Here is a 15352-nt window from a genome sequence, read left to right as displayed (position 1 = left end):
GTTTCGGCTTACATACCAAGTGCTTCGCGGATCTGCTCCAGCGTTGCAGACAACAACTCAGGATTGTTTTGTGCGGCTTCAAGGCCTTTGGTCAGCAGACCTTTCTGCACCATGCCAAGGTCGGATTCTTCCAACGCTGTCGCAACGTTTTCGAAGTTGAAACCTTCCACAGTGAGCAGTTCGGCCAGAGTGTCGCCGGAACCAGTCGCGGCATCTGTTGCAGCTTCTGCTGCTTCGCTTGCGGCCTGCTCTGCTGCGTTTGCTGCCGCCTCCGCTTCTGCTGCTGCGGCTTCTGCTGCTGCCTCAGTTGTGGCCGTTGCGGCACTGTCTGCAGCGGCTGCTGCTTCTTCTGCCAGACGCACAGCTTCTTCTGCTTCGGTTTGTGCTACGGCTTCCGCTGCTGCTTCTTCGGCTGCAGTCGCTGCATTCTCTGCTTCTGCTTGTGCAGCTTCAGCTGCCTCACTTGATGCTTCGGCTGCTTCTTGCGCTGCTGTATCCGCTGCGGCCTCTGCGGCGACAACTTCTTCTGCAATGGCAGCCTCGGTTTCGGCTGTTGCCGCCGCATCTGCCGCCTGCTCTGCTACGTCCGAAGCTGTTTCAGTCGCTTCTTCAGCAGTACCAGCAACTGCGTCGGTTGCCGCGTCAACTGTTTCTGCAACAGCCGTGGCCGCATCAGAGGCTACTTCAGTTGCCGCATCAACAGCACCAGAGGTTGCTTCCGATACAGCTGCTGCTGCGTCAGATGCTGCTTCTGTTGTCGCATCAACTGCATTTGCTGCTGCTTCGCTTGTTGCTTCTGCGGCGTCGGAGGCTGCATCTGTCACTGCGGTTGCAGCATCGTTTGCTGTTTCAGCGACTGCATCAACAGCTTCTGCTGCTGTATCGACAACTGCGTCTGCGGTATCAGCAACCGCGTCTGCTGCATCTGCTGCTGTATCGGCAACGGCATCAACTGCATCTGTTGCAACTGCAGCTGTGGTATCTGCCGCAGATGTGGCTGCGTCGGTCACGTCTGTTGCAAGGTCTTGCACGCTCCGTCCAGAATACAGCAAGTATCCGCCAACCGCGATAACGGCCGCGACGACAATCCATACCAAATTTTTCATAATTTATTCCCCTAGTTTGTAGCGTGGCACAGCAAAATACCTTTCCACGCACCATTGGCGCCCAAATGCGCATGCATTCCCGCATGTTCAAGGGGAAAACGCACTACCAAAGCGCAAGGTTGCATGATTTTCGCCTTGAAGGGCGCGGCGCGGGTGTTTATCTTCCCAATTCGGTAATACCACCATTAAAGGACGTCCATCATCGCTCGCAGACCCCATAACGCACCGCCGCAACGAGACACCGGCCCGCGCGTCAATGAATTTATCCGCTCCAACGAAATCCGCCTGATCGGCGCAGATGGCGAGAACGTCGGAGTTGTTACTCCGGGTCGTGCCATGGAAATGGCTGACGAGGCAGGGCTCGACTTGGTCGAAATCTCGCCAAATGCCAATCCGCCTGTTTGCAAAATCATGGACTTTGGCAAGTTTAAGTACGAAACGCAAAAGCGTGAAGCCGAAGCCCGTAAGAAGCAAAAGATCATTGAGATCAAAGAGGTCAAGTTCCGCCCAAATACGGACAGCGGTGACTATGACATCAAGATGCGCAATGTGTTCAAGTTTCTGGCCAATGGCGACAAGGTAAAGATCACCCTGCGCTTCCGCGGACGCGAGATGGCGCACCAGAACCTTGGTCGTGAGCTGCTTGAGCGCGTCGCAGAAGACGTCAAAGAGCATGGCAAGATCGAGAACTTTCCAAAGATGGAAGGCCGCCAGATGGTCATGCTGATCGGTCAATTGCCAAGCAAGTAACGGCAGCATCCTCTGACATGGATTTCAAAGGCCCGCTTTCTAGCGGGCCTTTTTTCTACGCTTGAGAAATAAAAAGGGGCACCTATTTGGCGCCCCTTTCAAAAGTCGTTCACGTTTTGGCTCAACTCGCTGCAGCGACGGCCCGCTTTGCCATAACACCACACAGATGCGCACGGTATTTCCCCGAGCCGTGCAAATCACTGATCATTTTGTCCCCTGACAGAGACAATCCGTCGAGTGCAGATGCAGAAAAATTGCCGCTCAGCGCATTTTCTGCCTCAGTCCAGCGAAACACACCATTCTCTGATGCCCCTGTGATCGCGACCCGAACACCGTCCGCAAATTTTGCAACAAACACCGCCACAAGCGGAAAGCGCGACGCAGGCTGCAAATGCTTCTCATAGTGCGCGACCTCGGGGATCGGGAACTTCACTTCGGTAACGATCTCGCCTTCTTCAAGCGCTGTCTCGAACATTCCTAAAAAATAGTCATCTGCCGCAATCTCACGATTATTGGTCACAATTGTCGCACCGGAGCCGAGCACCCCAGCAGGATAGCATGCTGACGGGTCATTGTTGGCCACAGATCCGCCAATCGTACCACGATTACGCACCGCTGGGTCACCGATCCGCGCCGCCAGAGACGCCAAGGCAGGATAATCAACCGCTTCTGCTGCAACGGTTGCATGGGTGGTCGCACCGCCAATACAAATGTCACCCGCGTCATTTTTGCAGACGCCTTTCATCTCAGGAATGCTGTGCAACGACACCAGAACCGAAGGCGCAGCAAGTCGCGCTTTCAGCGTCGGAATAAGCGTCTGCCCCCCACTCATCGGCTGCGCTTCTTCACGGCCCAACGCTTTGACTGCATCCGCAATCGACGTCGGCATCTCAACATCAAAATTATACATTTTATCTTCCTTTCGGATACAGGCCGAAGCCTTTGCATCCTTTTCAAATCTCAATGTACAACCGATGCCCCTCGGGCATCGGTTGTAAGTCAACCTCAGCTGTTCATCGCTTCCCAGACGCGGTGTGGCGATACAGGCATGTCGATATGGCCTACATCCTTCCCACCCGAACGCATGGCATCAAGCACAGCATTGACCACTGCTGGCGGAGAGCCAATCGCGCCCGCCTCGCCGCAGCCTTTCACGCCCAAGGGGTTGTGCGTGCACGGTGTCTGGCAAGAATGATCGACGTCATAGAATGGCAGATCGGACGCACGTGGCATCGCATAGTCCATGTAGGACGCGCTCAGAAGTTGGCCATCGCTGTCGTAGGCACAATTTTCGAGCAGCGCTTGCCCGATACCCTGTGCCAGACCGCCATGGACCTGACCCGTCACGATCATCGGATTCACGATATTGCCAAAATCATCCGCAGCCGAGAAGCGCTCTACCGTGACCTGACCCGTTTCAGGGTCAAGTTCAACTTCGCAGGCATAGGCGCCCGAGGGGTAGGTAAAGTTGGATGGATCATAAAACGCTGTCTCTTCCAGACCTGGCTCGATCTCTTCCAGCGGATAGTTATGCGGCACATAAGCGGCGAGTGTCACATCACCCCAAGCAACGGATTTATCCGTGCCTGCAACAGTGAACGCACCATCCTTAAGCTCCACATCCCCCTCCGATGCTTCCAGCAAATGGCTGGCGATTTTGGTGGCTTTCGCGATGATCTTCTCAGTGGCTTTGACCATAGCAGAGCCACCCACCGCGAGAGAGCGGGAACCGTAGGTGCCCATGCCCATTGGTGTATTGGCCGTATCGCCGTGCACGATCTCGACCATATCCTCAGGGATACCAATCATGTCTGCAACGACCTGAGCAAAGGACGTCTCATGCCCCTGCCCGTGGCTATGGCTGCCTGTCATGACAACCAGACCACCCGTGGCGTTCACACGCACAGTACAGCTCTCAAACAGACCTGCACGCGCACCAAGCTGACCCACAAGGTTTGATGGCGCAATGCCGCAAGCCTCGATATAGCAGTTCACACCAAATCCGCGCAATTTGCCTTTGGCTTCAGAATCTTCACGGCGCTTCTTAAAGCCTGCGATGTCCGCCATCTCTTCGAGCTTGTCCATCGTGGCAACATAATCACCCGTGTCATACTCCACAGCCACTGGTGTCGCATATGGGAATTCCATGATGAAGTTCTGGCGGCGCAGTTTGATGGGGTCTACTTTCAGCTCATGAGCCGCTTTATCGACCAACCGCTCAAGCTGGTATGTCGCTTCGGGACGACCCGCGCCGCGATAGGCATCAACTGGGACCGTGTTGGTAAAAACAGCCTTCACGTTCACATAAATCAGTGGAGTTTTGTAGTTCCCCGCCATCAGCGTGCCATGCAGCCATGTTGGGACTGATGGTGCAAAGGTCGATAGGTAAGCGCCCATGTTGGCGTAGGTATCGGTGCGCAAAGCAGTAAAGTTGTTGTCTTTATCCAGTGCGAGCTGGATTTTGGTTACATGGTCTCGGCCATGGGCGTCCGACATGAAGGCTTCGGAACGTGACGATGTCCATTTGACCGCACGGTTACAGACTTTGGCCGCATATGTCACAAAGGCTTCTTCCTGATAGTGGAAGATCTTTGTGCCAAAGCCGCCGCCCACATCAGGGGCCACAACACGCAATTTATGTTCTGGAATGCCCAGTACGAACGCCCCCATGAGCAAGCGAATGACGTGGGGGTTCTGCGAGGTGGTGTAGAGTGTGTGATCGCCCGTGCCACGGGCAAAATCACCCACTGCCACACGCGGCTCCATCGGGTTGGCGACGAGGCGGTTGTTAACCAGCTCAAGCGTGGTGACGTGATGCGCCTCCTCAAATGCCGCATCGACGGCCGCCTTGTTCTCCTCCACAAAACCCCAGTCATAACAGAGGTTTGAGGTTAGATCATCATGTACTTTTGGCGCACCTTCTTTGACGGCTTCTTTCATGTCCACAACCGCCGGAAGATGGGTGATGTCGAGGACAATCGCCTCAGCCGCATCACGCGCCTGTTCCAGCGTTTCGGCCACAACGGCGGCGATCGGCTCCCCTACGTGGCGCACTTTTCCGTGGGCCAGCACGGGGTGGCGTGGCTCTTGCATGACTTCGCCGTGCTTGTCCGTCACCTGCCAGCCGCAAGGGACCGAGCCAACGGCTTCAAAGTCCGCTCCGGTAAAGATCTTTACGACACCTTCCATACCGTCAGCGGCTGAAGTGTCGACAGAGTTCAGCGTGCCGTGGGCAATGTCAGAGCGCAGAAAATAGACATAGGCCTGCCCGTTTACGTTGATGTCGTCGGTGTAGTTACCTTCTCCGGTCAAAAACCGGACGTCCTCGCGCCGCTTGCTGCTGGCGCCGATACCATGATCCTTTGGCATTTCAATTCCTCCCTAGGGGTGGCGCGGCTCTGCGCGCCCAATCGTTTCGCGGACAATACCGCAAGATATGCCACCCGCCTCCCCGCGGGCCGCAGACCGTTATCTAATTATTCTGCCGCGATGGCGGAAACGTCCTGACCGGATGCGGCCATGATCGCTTTGACAATGTTGTGGTAGCCCGTGCAGCGGCAGATGTTGCCGTCGAGGTAATGACGCACATCGTCAACTGTGGGCTTTGGATTGTCCTTGAGCAGAGCTGCTGCGGACATCACCATACCCGGAGTACAGAAGCCGCATTGAAGACCGTGGTGGTCCTGAAACGCCTGCTGAATTGTATTAAGCGTGCCGTCTGGCGCTGCCTGACCTTCAATCGTCGCCACTTCCGCACCATTGGCTTCAACCGCCAGCATGGTGCAGGATTTCACCGCTTCGCCATTCACATGCACCACACACGCGCCACACTGGCTTGTGTCGCAGCCAACATGGGTGCCTGTCATGCCAAGGTTTTCACGCAAAAACTGCACCAAAAGCGTGCGGCCTTCGACCTCACCCGATGCGGCTTTGCCGTTCACAGTCATTTTTAGCTGTGTCATTCACGTCCTCCCAGACTTCTGTATTTATGGTTTGAGTTGAGTTAAGCATGGCGCCGAGCCGTTGAGAACCAAAAAAATCGCTTGACGCGCGAAGTCGTCATTTCACGCTGGTTTAGCTTCGGTTTTCGGGCGGCGCGGCTGGGGGCGGGTTGGGATTTCCTTGAGCAGCCCCCCTACTCCCATGGCAGCAATGTCAGCGGCACTCACGTCTACGCCGCAGACCATCCGCGCCAGCACCCAATCCGCGCCGTTAAGCGCGGGAGAGCGGGCACAGCCTGGCAAACCAATCACACACTGCTTGCCCAACGTCCCCAAAAACAACAGATTACCGGGATCGACAGGCATACCAAACCGCGTGATACGGCCACCGATCTGCACCAGCGCCGAAGGGGCTACGTCATGAATGTCTGAAGTAGCAGATCCGGTGAGGATCAGCACCAGAGGGGTGGTTGTCGCTGAAATAGCACCGCTCAGCGCAACTCGCTCATGAGGCACCGTGTGCACATCGGCCAGCGTCACGCCCAGCGCGGTAAGCCTCTCTTCTATCGCGTTGCGCCCCTTTTCCCCCGCGCCCCCTGCAATCTCGGTGATGATGAGTGTTGCGGCGGTTAACTTGGGTGCAGCCACAGTAATGGCATCTTGCGCCGCGGCCAACGCTCTGGCCAGCGCTTCCTCTGGGACCGCATATGAAATAATCTTTATCGTGGCGACCATATCCCCTGTGCGCACCTGATGGTGCGGCGGCACAGTGGCGACTGTGATCATCGGGTCGACACTGTTGATCGCGTGCAGCGCGTCAATATCCAACACAACAACGCCTGCGGTATCCGCAATCAGGTTGACCCGTCCGGTAAAAGCCGCGCTCCGGTGAAGGCCCATACCATTCACCATAAGCGCATCTGCCAGACTGTCGGCTGCGGCGTTCTCGTCTATGTCGCCTTTTTCAAGCGTGGCAACAGTGACTTCAGGTATATCAGCAGCCTCCAAAGCGGACAGATCATCCTTTTCGAGCACCAGCCCTTTGCGCAGACGTCCTTCGGGCAGAGCGACGGAATGGGCCAAGATCGCGCCTAGCGCGGCGTGGATGGGGACCGGGCCAAACTTCATGGTTGGCGCAAGGCCTCGATCATTTGGGCGAGGATGGAGACGGCAATCTCTGCGGGGCCAGCAGCACCGATGTCCAAACCGACAGGGCCGTTGATCCGTGCGATGGTATGGGGATCAAACCCCGCTTCGGTCAAACGCTCCACCCGCGCCGCATGGGTGCGTTTGGAGCCCAGCGCCCCGATATAGAACGCACCAGAGCGCAGGCCAACATGCAGCGCAGGATCGTCAAGCTTGGGATCGTGGGTGAGTAAGACCAAGGCAGTGCGGGTGTCTACCCCCACCTCCTTCAACGCGGCATCGGGCCAGTCGTTGATCACAAGGGCATCGGGGAAACGCGCTTGCGAGCCGAAGGCTTCGCGCGGGTCCACAACAAAGGGATCAAACCCTGCAATCTGAGCCATTGGCACAAGCGCTTGAGCGATGTGAACGGCCCCAACAACGATAAGGCGCAAAGGTGGGTTGTGAATAGCGATAAATGTCTTGGTGTCTTCGTCTATGCCAGAGCGGTCCCTGCGAAAGCGGTCCTGATGACCCTCACTGACCAATGCACGGCTACTCCCATCCAGCGCCACCTCATAGGCGACAGGCGTGCGCGCAGCACGGGCCTCCACCAGCGCCTCTAACACATCAAGCGGCATACCGCCCTCATCCATAGGCTCCACCAGCACTCGGATGGTCCCGCCGCAGGCCAGCCCCACAGCAAAGGCATCGCCATCACTGATCCCGTATTCCAAAAGCTTGGTCTCGCCCTCCTCCAGCGCTTCAAGCGCTTCCAGCACCACAGCCCCCTCAACACAGCCGCCAGAGACAGAGCCTTCCATCTCCCCTTCAGAGGAGACAACCATCTGTGCGCCCACGCGGCGGGGTGCCGATCCCCATGTCTCGACCACTGTGGCTAATGCCGCGCGTTTGCCGCCTTTGATCCATGCAATTGCTTGTTCCGGGGCGCCTGATATGGGGTTCATGGGGTCTGTCCTCCTGTGGAGTGATTTGCCCTTACCGTCTGACAATCGCGCCCCATGCGCAAGACGTGATCGCTCTCCCTTGCACGTGGACGCGGCCCCTACTACATCTAATCAAAGACATCCCAATTGGAGACTGCCCATGCCCATGACAGCCACTGAAATTGAAGACTTGCTGCGGGTGACCTTTCCCGACGCGCAGATCGTGGTTGAAGGCAATGACGGTGTGCATATGTCTGCTATGGTGATGGACGAAAGCTTTCGCGGGAAAAACCGTGTGCAGCAACAGCGTGCCGTCTATGCAGCCCTCAAGGGCAAGATGGACGGTCCCTCAGGCGAGCTTCATGCGCTTGCGCTGACAACCAAAGTGCCGGAATAGACATGGACTGGCCGCTGATACTGGGGGCTGTTCTGCTGGGCGTCGTGATACTCGGGGTGCGGCAATACCGTGCTGCCAGCGGCACATACCGCCCCCTGTCCAGCCGCCAGCCGCAAAGCCGCCCGTCACAGGCGCCCGAACTGGGAATGGAAGCCATAGACATGGCCGAGATTCGCCGCACCCAACGCAGCAACGAGAGCCTTGAGCGCGTCAATCACATATGGACACGCGGGAACGGCTCCTCTGGCAGGATCGACACAAGCGTTGACGCCATGCCTGATGATGAAACCTATGCACGGCGCTTCCATGCCGCATTTATGAAAAACAAGGATTAGACCTATGAGCGACGCAAACACCAAAATCAAAGAGACCGTGACCAATAACGATGTTGTCCTGTTCATGAAGGGCACAAAAGAGATGCCGCAGTGTGGCTTCTCCTCCAAAGTGGCAGGCGTGCTGAATTACATGGGCGTAGAGTTTGCCGATGTGAACGTACTCGCAGACGAGGACATCCGTCAGGGCATCAAGGATTACTCCGACTGGCCCACAATCCCGCAGCTTTATGTCAAAGGCGAATTCGTGGGCGGCTGTGACATCATCACCGAGATGACCCTCTCAGGTGAGCTTGATACGTTCTTCGCTGACAACGGCGTGACCTTTGACAAAGAAGCAGCAGACAAGATTCGCGAAGCCAACGCGTAATTCTCCCTCCTGCTATGAAACGACATAACGCGCCTTCCTCATGGGGGGCGTGTTTTTCAGTGCTAACCGCTGCAAGGATACGCTCATGACCAGACCCGCACAGGGCGTGCTGTTTGATATGGACGGGCTGTTGCTGGATACCGAGCGGCTTTTCTTTGAGTGCTTTACCCTCACCAGAGCGCATTTTGCCCTTCCAGAGACACCAGAGGTTTACCTGCGCTCTATCGGCCTGAGGCAAGATCAAAGCGATGAGGTGATCCGCGAAAGCCTGCCCCGCGAGATTGGGCTGGATCAATTCAACGCGCAGTGGGACAAACGCATCGCGGTCCGCTTCGCCGAGGATATCCCGTTGAAGCACGGCGCCCTGCCTCTGCTACAAATGCTTGCTGCGTCCGGCTACAAAATGGCTGTTGCGACCTCTACCAAAACGGCAACGGCGCGTGCGCATTTGGCAAAGGCAGGCCTGCTGCCCCACATTCGTGATGTCATTGGTGGTGATCTTGTTAAGCGCGGCAAACCTGACCCCGAAACCTATCACAAGGCGGCGGCACTCATCGGGCTTACCGCCTCACAGTGTATCGCATTCGAGGACAGTGAGACGGGCACGCGAGCGGCTTTGGCTTCTAGTGCGCTCACAGTGCAGATACCTGATCTTGTCCCCCCTTCGAAAACCCTCATCGCGCAGGGACATCTTATCGCGCCCAATCTGATTGAGGGCGCAGTCAAAGCAGGTTTGATCAGGCCACAAGCTTTACCATAAAAAAGCGCGCCACCGGATCGGGGCGCGCTTGCGTCATTCAGGAGGTAGCGGGCTTACTCGTCTGCAGTGGCAGCTTTCACGCCTTTGACGGCCAGTTTACCTGCGCCAATGGTGCCTTTTACGGCTGTCTTTGCGACAAAGCCTGTGGCGTCCACAGTGTTGTCCAGCACTTGCCCTGTGGAGCACGCAGAGACAGATACCAGTGCGCCCATAAGGGCTACGATCATCATTTTACGTGTGTTCAACATTTCAATTCCTTTCAGCAAAGCGCTGGTGTTTCTCTTTCGGAGCAGACCTTCTGTCCTTTTCCGATGAGACAGAGATAGCGACTATCTTTACAATAGAAAAACGAATAAGAATTATGTTTGTAACGCGTATCACTCATGGGAAATCAAGAATGGACATCACTCTCATTAAAACATTCATCGAAGTCGCAAACACGGGATCGTTTGTGGCGGCTTGTGATCGGCTGTTCGTTACCCAGTCTGCCGTGAGCCTGCGCATCCAGCGTCTTGAAGACAGTCTGGGCCATGCATTGTTCACCCGTTCCAAAGCGGGAGCTATACTTACGCCAGCGGGTGTTCAATTCGAACGGTATGCCCTGAGCCTGCTGCGCCTTTGGCAAGAGGCGCGTCAGCAGATCGCCATTCCCGACGGCTATACCCGTGCCATAACCATTGGTGCACAATACTCCCTCTGGCCGCGGCTGGGGTTTCGCTGGATCGACGAGATGCAGACCCGCATGCCAGAGCTAAGCGTTCACGCAGAACTGGGCATGACAGACCGGATGACGCGGTTCTTGGTAGAGGGCGTTGTACAGGCGGCATTGATGTATACGCCGCAACTGCGCCCTGGCCTGCTCGCAGAACCTGCACTGGACGACGAACTCATCCTCGTCGCCTCCTATCCTGACGCACCTATTGATCTGGGAAGGGATTATGTCTCTGTTGATTGGGGGCCGGAATTCACCCATGCGCTCGCGTTGAACCTGCCGCATCTGACGGATTCAGGACGCTCTATGGCATTGGGAGCCTTGGCCGCCGACTATATCGTGAATCGAAAAGCGGCCGCATATATGCCTGCGCGCACCGCCAAGCGGTACATGGACCAAAAAAAGCTCCACCTTGTGGCAGATGCACCACGGTTTCCCTATCCCTCGTGGGTGGTTTGGCGTGAAGACATCGAAGAAGACATCTCTGCCGTTGCCAAAGCCGCCCTCGCAAAAGTGGTGCAAGCTGCTGAAGTTGAACAAGAATATATTGTTGCTGACCTTGAACTGGTTGAACACTACGAACCTGGGTTGTTCCCCATAATTACAAATGAGTAATTATCACCTCAGACACGACTAATACGAATTTCCGTCATATTCGCCTTTATCATAATGTGGGGACAGCAGAGATGCTTCCGATCTTCAGCACTGCGCTGGATGACGGATCAACTCCTCGAAAGGGAACGACTATGAATACTTTCGTTAAATTTGCGACCGTATCCGCCCTCGCACTTATCGTTGCTGCCCCTGCCATGGCACAAACAGCTATTACAGGCGTTGAGGCACTCAACGACCAGATCGACGATATCACCGATGACGTGAACACAGATCTTGCACGCGGCAATGACACTGATCGTTTTGGCCCCAATGGTGTGGCACAAGGCTGGAAAGGCTCGTTTGCCCTGTCTGCATCCGGCACTTCGGGCAACACTGACAACGGTGAAGTTTCTGGCGCGGGGCGTCTGACATATGGCATCGGCAACTGGAGCCACCTCGTCGGTTTCGCAGTTGAATACGGCGAAGCCAATGGCATCAAGTCAGAAGAGAAATTCTTCATGACGTATGAGGCCAACCGCTACTTCACGCCTGAGCTTTATGCCTTTGCAGTTGGTCGCTACCAGTATGATGGTTACCTGACTGATGACGAAAACAATGCCCTTGATGGTGATGAGACAAACGCATTCTTGGGCTTTGGTCCTGGTTACCGTGTCTTGAACAAGCCAAACCAAACATGGCGCGTTCAAGCAGGCCCCGGCGTTCGGTACTTCAAAGACGCAACTGGTAGCTCGGAAACAGAAGTAGGCATGATCGCTTCTTCGCGTTACTTCTATGCGATCAATGACGTGATGTCCTTCACCATGGATACAGATGTTCTGGGTTCTGATGTGAATACGCTGGTCTCTAACGATGCGGGCATCAACTACAAGCTGTCCAACAACCTGTCCACGCGCGTCAGCTACCGGACCGAGTATAACACTGATCCAGTTCTGGGCCAGAAATCCACAGATAACACTCTTGGTGTGTCGCTGGTTCTGGGCTTCTAAGCAGAGCTTGGAGAAAAGTCTTTTGGCTGTTTAACGCCTCGTAGCGCAGCCTTAGGATGACTCAGGGAGGATGGTGAAAGCCATCCTCCCTATTTCGTTGCAATCGCGTGTTTTAGCAGTGCCAGTTAGCCGCCGACCTTCTCGTCCACTTCCGCAGCAAGTGATTCCGCGCGTGCGGCAATCTCTTGCAGTGTGTCGGTGACCGATTGCGGCACAACGGGGACTTCGACGCGCTCAGGCTCGACCACAACGTTACGCAAGCCTTCCAGCTCTGCTTCACGCTCGGCCAGCTCTGCACGGACTTCTACGATCTTGTCCTCGACGCTGGCGGTTTTGTCAGCCAGCATCAACCCCGCCATGAGCAGCATCCGCGCCTCTGGCATACGACCTACCGCATCGGCAAGCACCTGAGCCTCGTCATCAAGCATCTTGGCGGCGGAGTGCAGATAGCTTTCTTCCCCCTCCTGACAGGCCACATCAAAATGGCGACCGCCAATGGAAATCTTGACCTCTGGCATTACGCGTCCTCCTGCGTGGGGGTATCTGTTGCGGCTGCATCCACAAGCGGTTGCAGGCTGGCAAGGATAACCGAAGCCTCGGCAACATCTGCGGCACGCGACGCGCGCAGGGCCTCGAGCTCGGCCAGCATCGCCTTATTGATAAGGTGCGGCTCGCCCACCCCTTCGCTATTGGCGGCCCGCAATGCAGCACAGGCTTCTGACAGTTGGGCATTGGCGCGGCGCACGCGCTGAAGTTCTACGTCAAGCGCGGCCATACGCCCTTGTCCCTCGTCGACTTGGGCACGCAGGCTGGAAATCTCGCCATCCGTCTTGGTGCGCAGGGCGCGCACACGCTCTTGCAACTGTGCATTGGCTGTTTTTTCTTCTTCGAGTTGGCGCAGCGTGTCCTCATCGGGGCCTGCGGCCGCCGCCGGTCCCAGCTTTTCCAACCCGAACGCGACCTGATCCATTGCGGCGGTAATTCGTCGCTGTAGTTCTTCAATATCGCTCATAAGTACCTCTCACTCACTCAAACGTGCGCCGACTGGTTGCATCGGCGAATCGCTTTACGCTTTTATTCGTCAATCCTACCCAAAGCACAGGTAAAATACTGCCCCCCTTTCAGATCAGCGACTTGGCGCTCTATGCTCACTTCTTGCGTCAATTCAGGAGGCGTCAGCCGTGCTTGATCTTTTGCCCTGCCCTGATATGGAACCTCAAAGCTTTTCACCTTGCAAAGGAGCCCTCCCGCGTGGATCTCAAAGCCCTCCAAGCCGCCCACCCCGATCACTGGTCCAAGGCCGCCGCTATTCGTGCGCTTACCCTTGATGCCGTAGCCGAGGCCAACTCAGGCCACTCCGGCATGCCCATCGGGATGGCAGACGTCGCAACTGTCCTGTTTCAGAACCACCTCAAGTTTGATGCGGCCAATCCGCTTTGGCCTGACCGCGACCGGTTCATCCTGTCAGCGGGCCACGGCTCCATGCTGATCTATTCTTTGCTGCACCTTGTGGGCGACGCACAATTCCCCATCGAAGAGATCAAGAATTTCCGCCAGATGGGTGCACGCACCGCAGGCCACCCCGAGAACTTCCTCGCGGACGCGATTGAAACGACCACTGGCCCTTTGGGACAAGGCATCGCCAACTCCGTCGGTTTTGCCATGGCCGAGGAAATCCAGCGTGCCACCTATGGCGCGAAAGTTGTGGATCACCACACATATGTCATCGCGGGCGATGGCTGCCTCATGGAAGGTGTGAGCCAAGAGGCGATTACGCTCGCAGGGCGTCACAAGCTTTCGAAGCTGATTGTCATGTGGGACAATAACAACATCACCATCGACGGTCCTGTGTCCCTCTCCGATACAACTGACCAAGCGGCACGTTTCCGCGCCGCGGGTTGGGATGTGCAGGAAATCGACGGTCATAACCCTGACGAGATTGATGCGGCCCTGACAGCGGCCAAAAAGACCGACACGCCCAGCATGATTGCTTGCAAAACGCATATCGCACTGGGTCACGCGGCACAGGACACATCCAAAGGTCACGGTGCATTGACCGATCCTGCGCAGATGGTCGCGGCGAAAGAAGCATGGGGTTGGAAATCAGCGCCGTTCGACATACCGAAAGACATCAAGTCCGCATGGGAAGCTATTGGATCACGCGGTGCAGACACCCGCCGCGCATGGGAAGAGCGTTTCGACAAAATGCCCGGCAACAAGCGCGAGACATTCAATCGTGCGCTGGCAGGGGATGCGCCCAAGAAACTAAGCGCCACCATCAAAGCGTTCAAAAAGCAGATCACCGAGACTGCGCCAAAGCTGGCGACACGCGCCTCCTCCGAGAAAGTCCTCGAAGTCGTCAACCCGATCCTGCCCGAGACTGTAGGCGGCTCTGCTGACCTTACAGGTTCAAACAACACAAAGACTTCCGACCTGGGTGTGTTCGATCTGGATAGCCGCGGTGGACGCTATGTCTATTGGGGTATCCGTGAGCACGGGATGGCCTCTGCCATGAACGGTATGGCGCTGCACGGTGGCGTGCGCCCCTACTCCGGCACGTTCATGTGTTTTACCGATTATGCACGCCCCGCGATGCGCCTGTCAGCGCTAATGCAGGTGCCTGTGGTTTATGTCATGACACACGACAGCATCGGTCTGGGCGAAGACGGCCCGACACACCAGCCTGTCGAGCATCTGGCGATCTCACGCTCTACGCCCAACACCCTTGTCTTCCGCCCTGCGGATACGGTGGAGACAGCAGAAGCGTGGGAAGTTGCGTTTACCGAGAAAAACCGCCCCTCCGTTTTATCCCTGACGCGCCAAGGCCTGCCCACAGTACGTCTTGAGCATAAGAACAAGAATATGGCCGCACTGGGTGCGTACACATTGGTTGATGCGGAAGGCAAACGTCAGGTCATCCTGATCGCCACAGGCTCCGAAGTGGCGATCGCGCTTGAAGCACGCGACCTGTTGCAGGCCGAAGGCATCGGCACACGCGTTGTGTCCATGCCGTGTATGGAGCTGTTTGCCGAGCAGGAAGATGCTTACCGCAAACGCGTCTTGCCGGGCGGCGCTGTGCGTGTCGGTGTCGAGGCTGGCGTGCGCCAAGGCTGGGACCGCTGGCTGTTCGGCGAGCGCGGCAAATATGGCAAAGCAGATTTTGTCGGCATGGACCGATTTGGGGCATCCGCCCCCGCGGAAGAGCTGTTTGTGAAGTTTGGCATCACAGCCGAAAATATTGCCGCAAAGGCAAAAGCGCTGCTGTAGGCCTATATAAATAAGATACCCAAAGGGGAGGCTTCGAAAGAAGC

17 protein-coding genes are annotated in these 15352 nt (G+C 56.4%); 8 read left to right on the top strand and 9 right to left on the bottom strand.

Annotation, left to right across the window (positions count from 1 at the left end):
- Positions 1–8: 8 nt before the first annotated feature.
- Positions 9–1106, bottom strand: coding sequence for a hypothetical protein (locus tag Q0775_RS15035; RefSeq protein ID WP_298862609.1), 1098 nt, complete (start codon positions 1104–1106; stop codon positions 9–11).
- Between the two features lie 201 nt (positions 1107–1307).
- Between Q0775_RS15035 and infC the strand changes: the two genes are divergently transcribed.
- Positions 1308–1856: a translation initiation factor IF-3 gene (gene infC, locus Q0775_RS15030; RefSeq protein WP_366863708.1), complete on the top strand. Its 549-nt coding sequence runs from the start codon at positions 1308–1310 to the stop codon at positions 1854–1856.
- A 121-nt stretch (positions 1857–1977) separates the two neighbouring features.
- On the opposite strand, the gene Q0775_RS15025 is transcribed toward infC, so the two are convergent.
- From Q0775_RS15025 to Q0775_RS15005, 5 genes are all read right to left on the bottom strand, one after another.
- A complete protein-coding gene (locus Q0775_RS15025; RefSeq protein ID WP_298862607.1) occupies positions 1978–2766 on the bottom strand; it encodes a xanthine dehydrogenase family protein subunit M in 789 nt (262 codons plus the stop codon).
- A 95-nt stretch (positions 2767–2861) separates the two neighbouring features.
- The gene (locus Q0775_RS15020) at positions 2862–5225 is read right to left on the bottom strand and encodes a xanthine dehydrogenase family protein molybdopterin-binding subunit (protein ID WP_298862604.1); all 2364 of its coding nucleotides are present in this window, start codon (positions 5223–5225) and stop codon (positions 2862–2864) included.
- Between the two features lie 107 nt (positions 5226–5332).
- Positions 5333–5818: a (2Fe-2S)-binding protein gene (locus Q0775_RS15015; RefSeq protein ID WP_298862601.1), complete on the bottom strand. Its 486-nt coding sequence runs from the start codon at positions 5816–5818 to the stop codon at positions 5333–5335.
- Between the two features lie 102 nt (positions 5819–5920).
- Positions 5921–6925 carry a molybdopterin-binding protein gene (locus tag Q0775_RS15010; protein WP_298862598.1) on the bottom strand — a complete coding sequence of 335 codons (1005 nt, stop codon included), beginning with the start codon at positions 6923–6925 and terminating at the stop codon, positions 5921–5923.
- Positions 6922–7890, bottom strand: coding sequence for an XdhC/CoxI family protein (locus Q0775_RS15005; protein WP_298862595.1), 969 nt, complete (start codon positions 7888–7890; stop codon positions 6922–6924). Before Q0775_RS15005 ends, Q0775_RS15010 begins: the two co-directional genes overlap by 4 nt.
- Positions 7891–8029: 139 nt before the next feature.
- On the opposite strand from Q0775_RS15005, the gene Q0775_RS15000 reads away from it, so the two are divergent.
- From Q0775_RS15000 to Q0775_RS14985, 4 genes are all read left to right on the top strand, one after another.
- Entirely contained in the window at positions 8030–8266 is a 237-nt protein-coding gene (locus Q0775_RS15000; protein WP_298862592.1) for a BolA/IbaG family iron-sulfur metabolism protein, read from the top strand.
- Between the two features lie 2 nt (positions 8267–8268).
- Positions 8269–8601, top strand: coding sequence for a hypothetical protein (locus Q0775_RS14995; protein ID WP_298862589.1), 333 nt, complete (start codon positions 8269–8271; stop codon positions 8599–8601).
- Between the two features lie 4 nt (positions 8602–8605).
- Positions 8606–8968 (top strand): Grx4 family monothiol glutaredoxin, encoded by a 363-nt coding sequence (gene grxD, locus Q0775_RS14990; protein ID WP_298862586.1) that lies wholly within the window; start codon positions 8606–8608, stop codon positions 8966–8968.
- Between the two features lie 85 nt (positions 8969–9053).
- The gene (locus Q0775_RS14985; protein ID WP_298862583.1) at positions 9054–9728 is read left to right on the top strand and encodes an HAD family phosphatase; all 675 of its coding nucleotides are present in this window, start codon (positions 9054–9056) and stop codon (positions 9726–9728) included.
- A 53-nt stretch (positions 9729–9781) separates the two neighbouring features.
- Here the strand turns inward: Q0775_RS14985 and Q0775_RS14980 are convergent, their stop codons facing one another.
- Positions 9782–9976 (bottom strand): hypothetical protein, encoded by a 195-nt coding sequence (locus Q0775_RS14980; protein ID WP_298862579.1) that lies wholly within the window; start codon positions 9974–9976, stop codon positions 9782–9784.
- A gap of 149 nt (positions 9977–10125) precedes the next feature.
- Between Q0775_RS14980 and Q0775_RS14975 the strand changes: the two genes are divergently transcribed.
- Together Q0775_RS14975 and Q0775_RS14970 are read left to right on the top strand one after the other, a co-directional pair.
- The gene (locus Q0775_RS14975) at positions 10126–11055 is read left to right on the top strand and encodes a LysR family transcriptional regulator (protein ID WP_298862576.1); all 930 of its coding nucleotides are present in this window, start codon (positions 10126–10128) and stop codon (positions 11053–11055) included.
- Between the two features lie 131 nt (positions 11056–11186).
- Positions 11187–12041: a YdiY family protein gene (locus Q0775_RS14970; RefSeq protein WP_298862573.1), complete on the top strand. Its 855-nt coding sequence runs from the start codon at positions 11187–11189 to the stop codon at positions 12039–12041.
- A 125-nt stretch (positions 12042–12166) separates the two neighbouring features.
- Here the strand turns inward: Q0775_RS14970 and Q0775_RS14965 are convergent, their stop codons facing one another.
- Together Q0775_RS14965 and Q0775_RS14960 are read right to left on the bottom strand one after the other, a co-directional pair.
- Positions 12167–12559 (bottom strand): cell division protein ZapA, encoded by a 393-nt coding sequence (locus Q0775_RS14965; RefSeq protein WP_298862570.1) that lies wholly within the window; start codon positions 12557–12559, stop codon positions 12167–12169.
- Entirely contained in the window at positions 12559–13053 is a 495-nt protein-coding gene (locus Q0775_RS14960) for a hypothetical protein (RefSeq protein WP_298862567.1), read from the bottom strand. The genes Q0775_RS14965 and Q0775_RS14960 overlap by 1 nt, the downstream gene beginning before the upstream one ends.
- Positions 13054–13292: 239 nt before the next feature.
- Between Q0775_RS14960 and tkt the strand changes: the two genes are divergently transcribed.
- Positions 13293–15308 carry a transketolase gene (tkt, locus tag Q0775_RS14955; protein ID WP_298862565.1) on the top strand — a complete coding sequence of 672 codons (2016 nt, stop codon included), beginning with the start codon at positions 13293–13295 and terminating at the stop codon, positions 15306–15308.
- Positions 15309–15352: the final 44 nt, after the last annotated feature.

Source organism: uncultured Sulfitobacter sp. (assembly GCF_947499945.1).
Taxonomy (GTDB): Bacteria; Pseudomonadota; Alphaproteobacteria; order Rhodobacterales; family Rhodobacteraceae; genus Sulfitobacter.
Note: the sequence above shows the minus strand (reverse complement) of the source record. Positions and strands in the feature narration are given on the sequence as shown.

Excerpts from the sequence above, each read along its gene's own strand:
- Q0775_RS14985 (WP_298862583.1), top strand. The coding sequence starts at position 9,054 with ATGACCAGACCCGCACAGGGCGTGCTGTTTGATATGGACGGGCTGTTG.
- Q0775_RS14960 (WP_298862567.1), bottom strand. The coding sequence starts at position 13,053 with ATGAGCGATATTGAAGAACTACAGCGACGAATTACCGCCGCAATGGAT.
- Q0775_RS15025 (WP_298862607.1), bottom strand. The coding sequence starts at position 2,766 with ATGTATAATTTTGATGTTGAGATGCCGACGTCGATTGCGGATGCAGTC.
- Q0775_RS15010 (WP_298862598.1), bottom strand. The coding sequence starts at position 6,925 with ATGAAGTTTGGCCCGGTCCCCATCCACGCCGCGCTAGGCGCGATCTTG.
- Q0775_RS15000 (WP_298862592.1), top strand. The coding sequence starts at position 8,030 with ATGCCCATGACAGCCACTGAAATTGAAGACTTGCTGCGGGTGACCTTT.
- grxD (WP_298862586.1), top strand. The coding sequence starts at position 8,606 with ATGAGCGACGCAAACACCAAAATCAAAGAGACCGTGACCAATAACGAT.
- Q0775_RS15035 (WP_298862609.1), bottom strand. The coding sequence starts at position 1,106 with ATGAAAAATTTGGTATGGATTGTCGTCGCGGCCGTTATCGCGGTTGGC.
- Q0775_RS14965 (WP_298862570.1), bottom strand. The coding sequence starts at position 12,559 with ATGCCAGAGGTCAAGATTTCCATTGGCGGTCGCCATTTTGATGTGGCC.
- Q0775_RS15020 (WP_298862604.1), bottom strand. The coding sequence starts at position 5,225 with ATGCCAAAGGATCATGGTATCGGCGCCAGCAGCAAGCGGCGCGAGGAC.
- Q0775_RS14970 (WP_298862573.1), top strand. The coding sequence starts at position 11,187 with ATGAATACTTTCGTTAAATTTGCGACCGTATCCGCCCTCGCACTTATC.
- Q0775_RS15015 (WP_298862601.1), bottom strand. The coding sequence starts at position 5,818 with ATGACACAGCTAAAAATGACTGTGAACGGCAAAGCCGCATCGGGTGAG.
- Q0775_RS14975 (WP_298862576.1), top strand. The coding sequence starts at position 10,126 with ATGGACATCACTCTCATTAAAACATTCATCGAAGTCGCAAACACGGGA.
- Q0775_RS14995 (WP_298862589.1), top strand. The coding sequence starts at position 8,269 with ATGGACTGGCCGCTGATACTGGGGGCTGTTCTGCTGGGCGTCGTGATA.
- Q0775_RS15005 (WP_298862595.1), bottom strand. The coding sequence starts at position 7,890 with ATGAACCCCATATCAGGCGCCCCGGAACAAGCAATTGCATGGATCAAA.
- Q0775_RS14980 (WP_298862579.1), bottom strand. The coding sequence starts at position 9,976 with ATGTTGAACACACGTAAAATGATGATCGTAGCCCTTATGGGCGCACTG.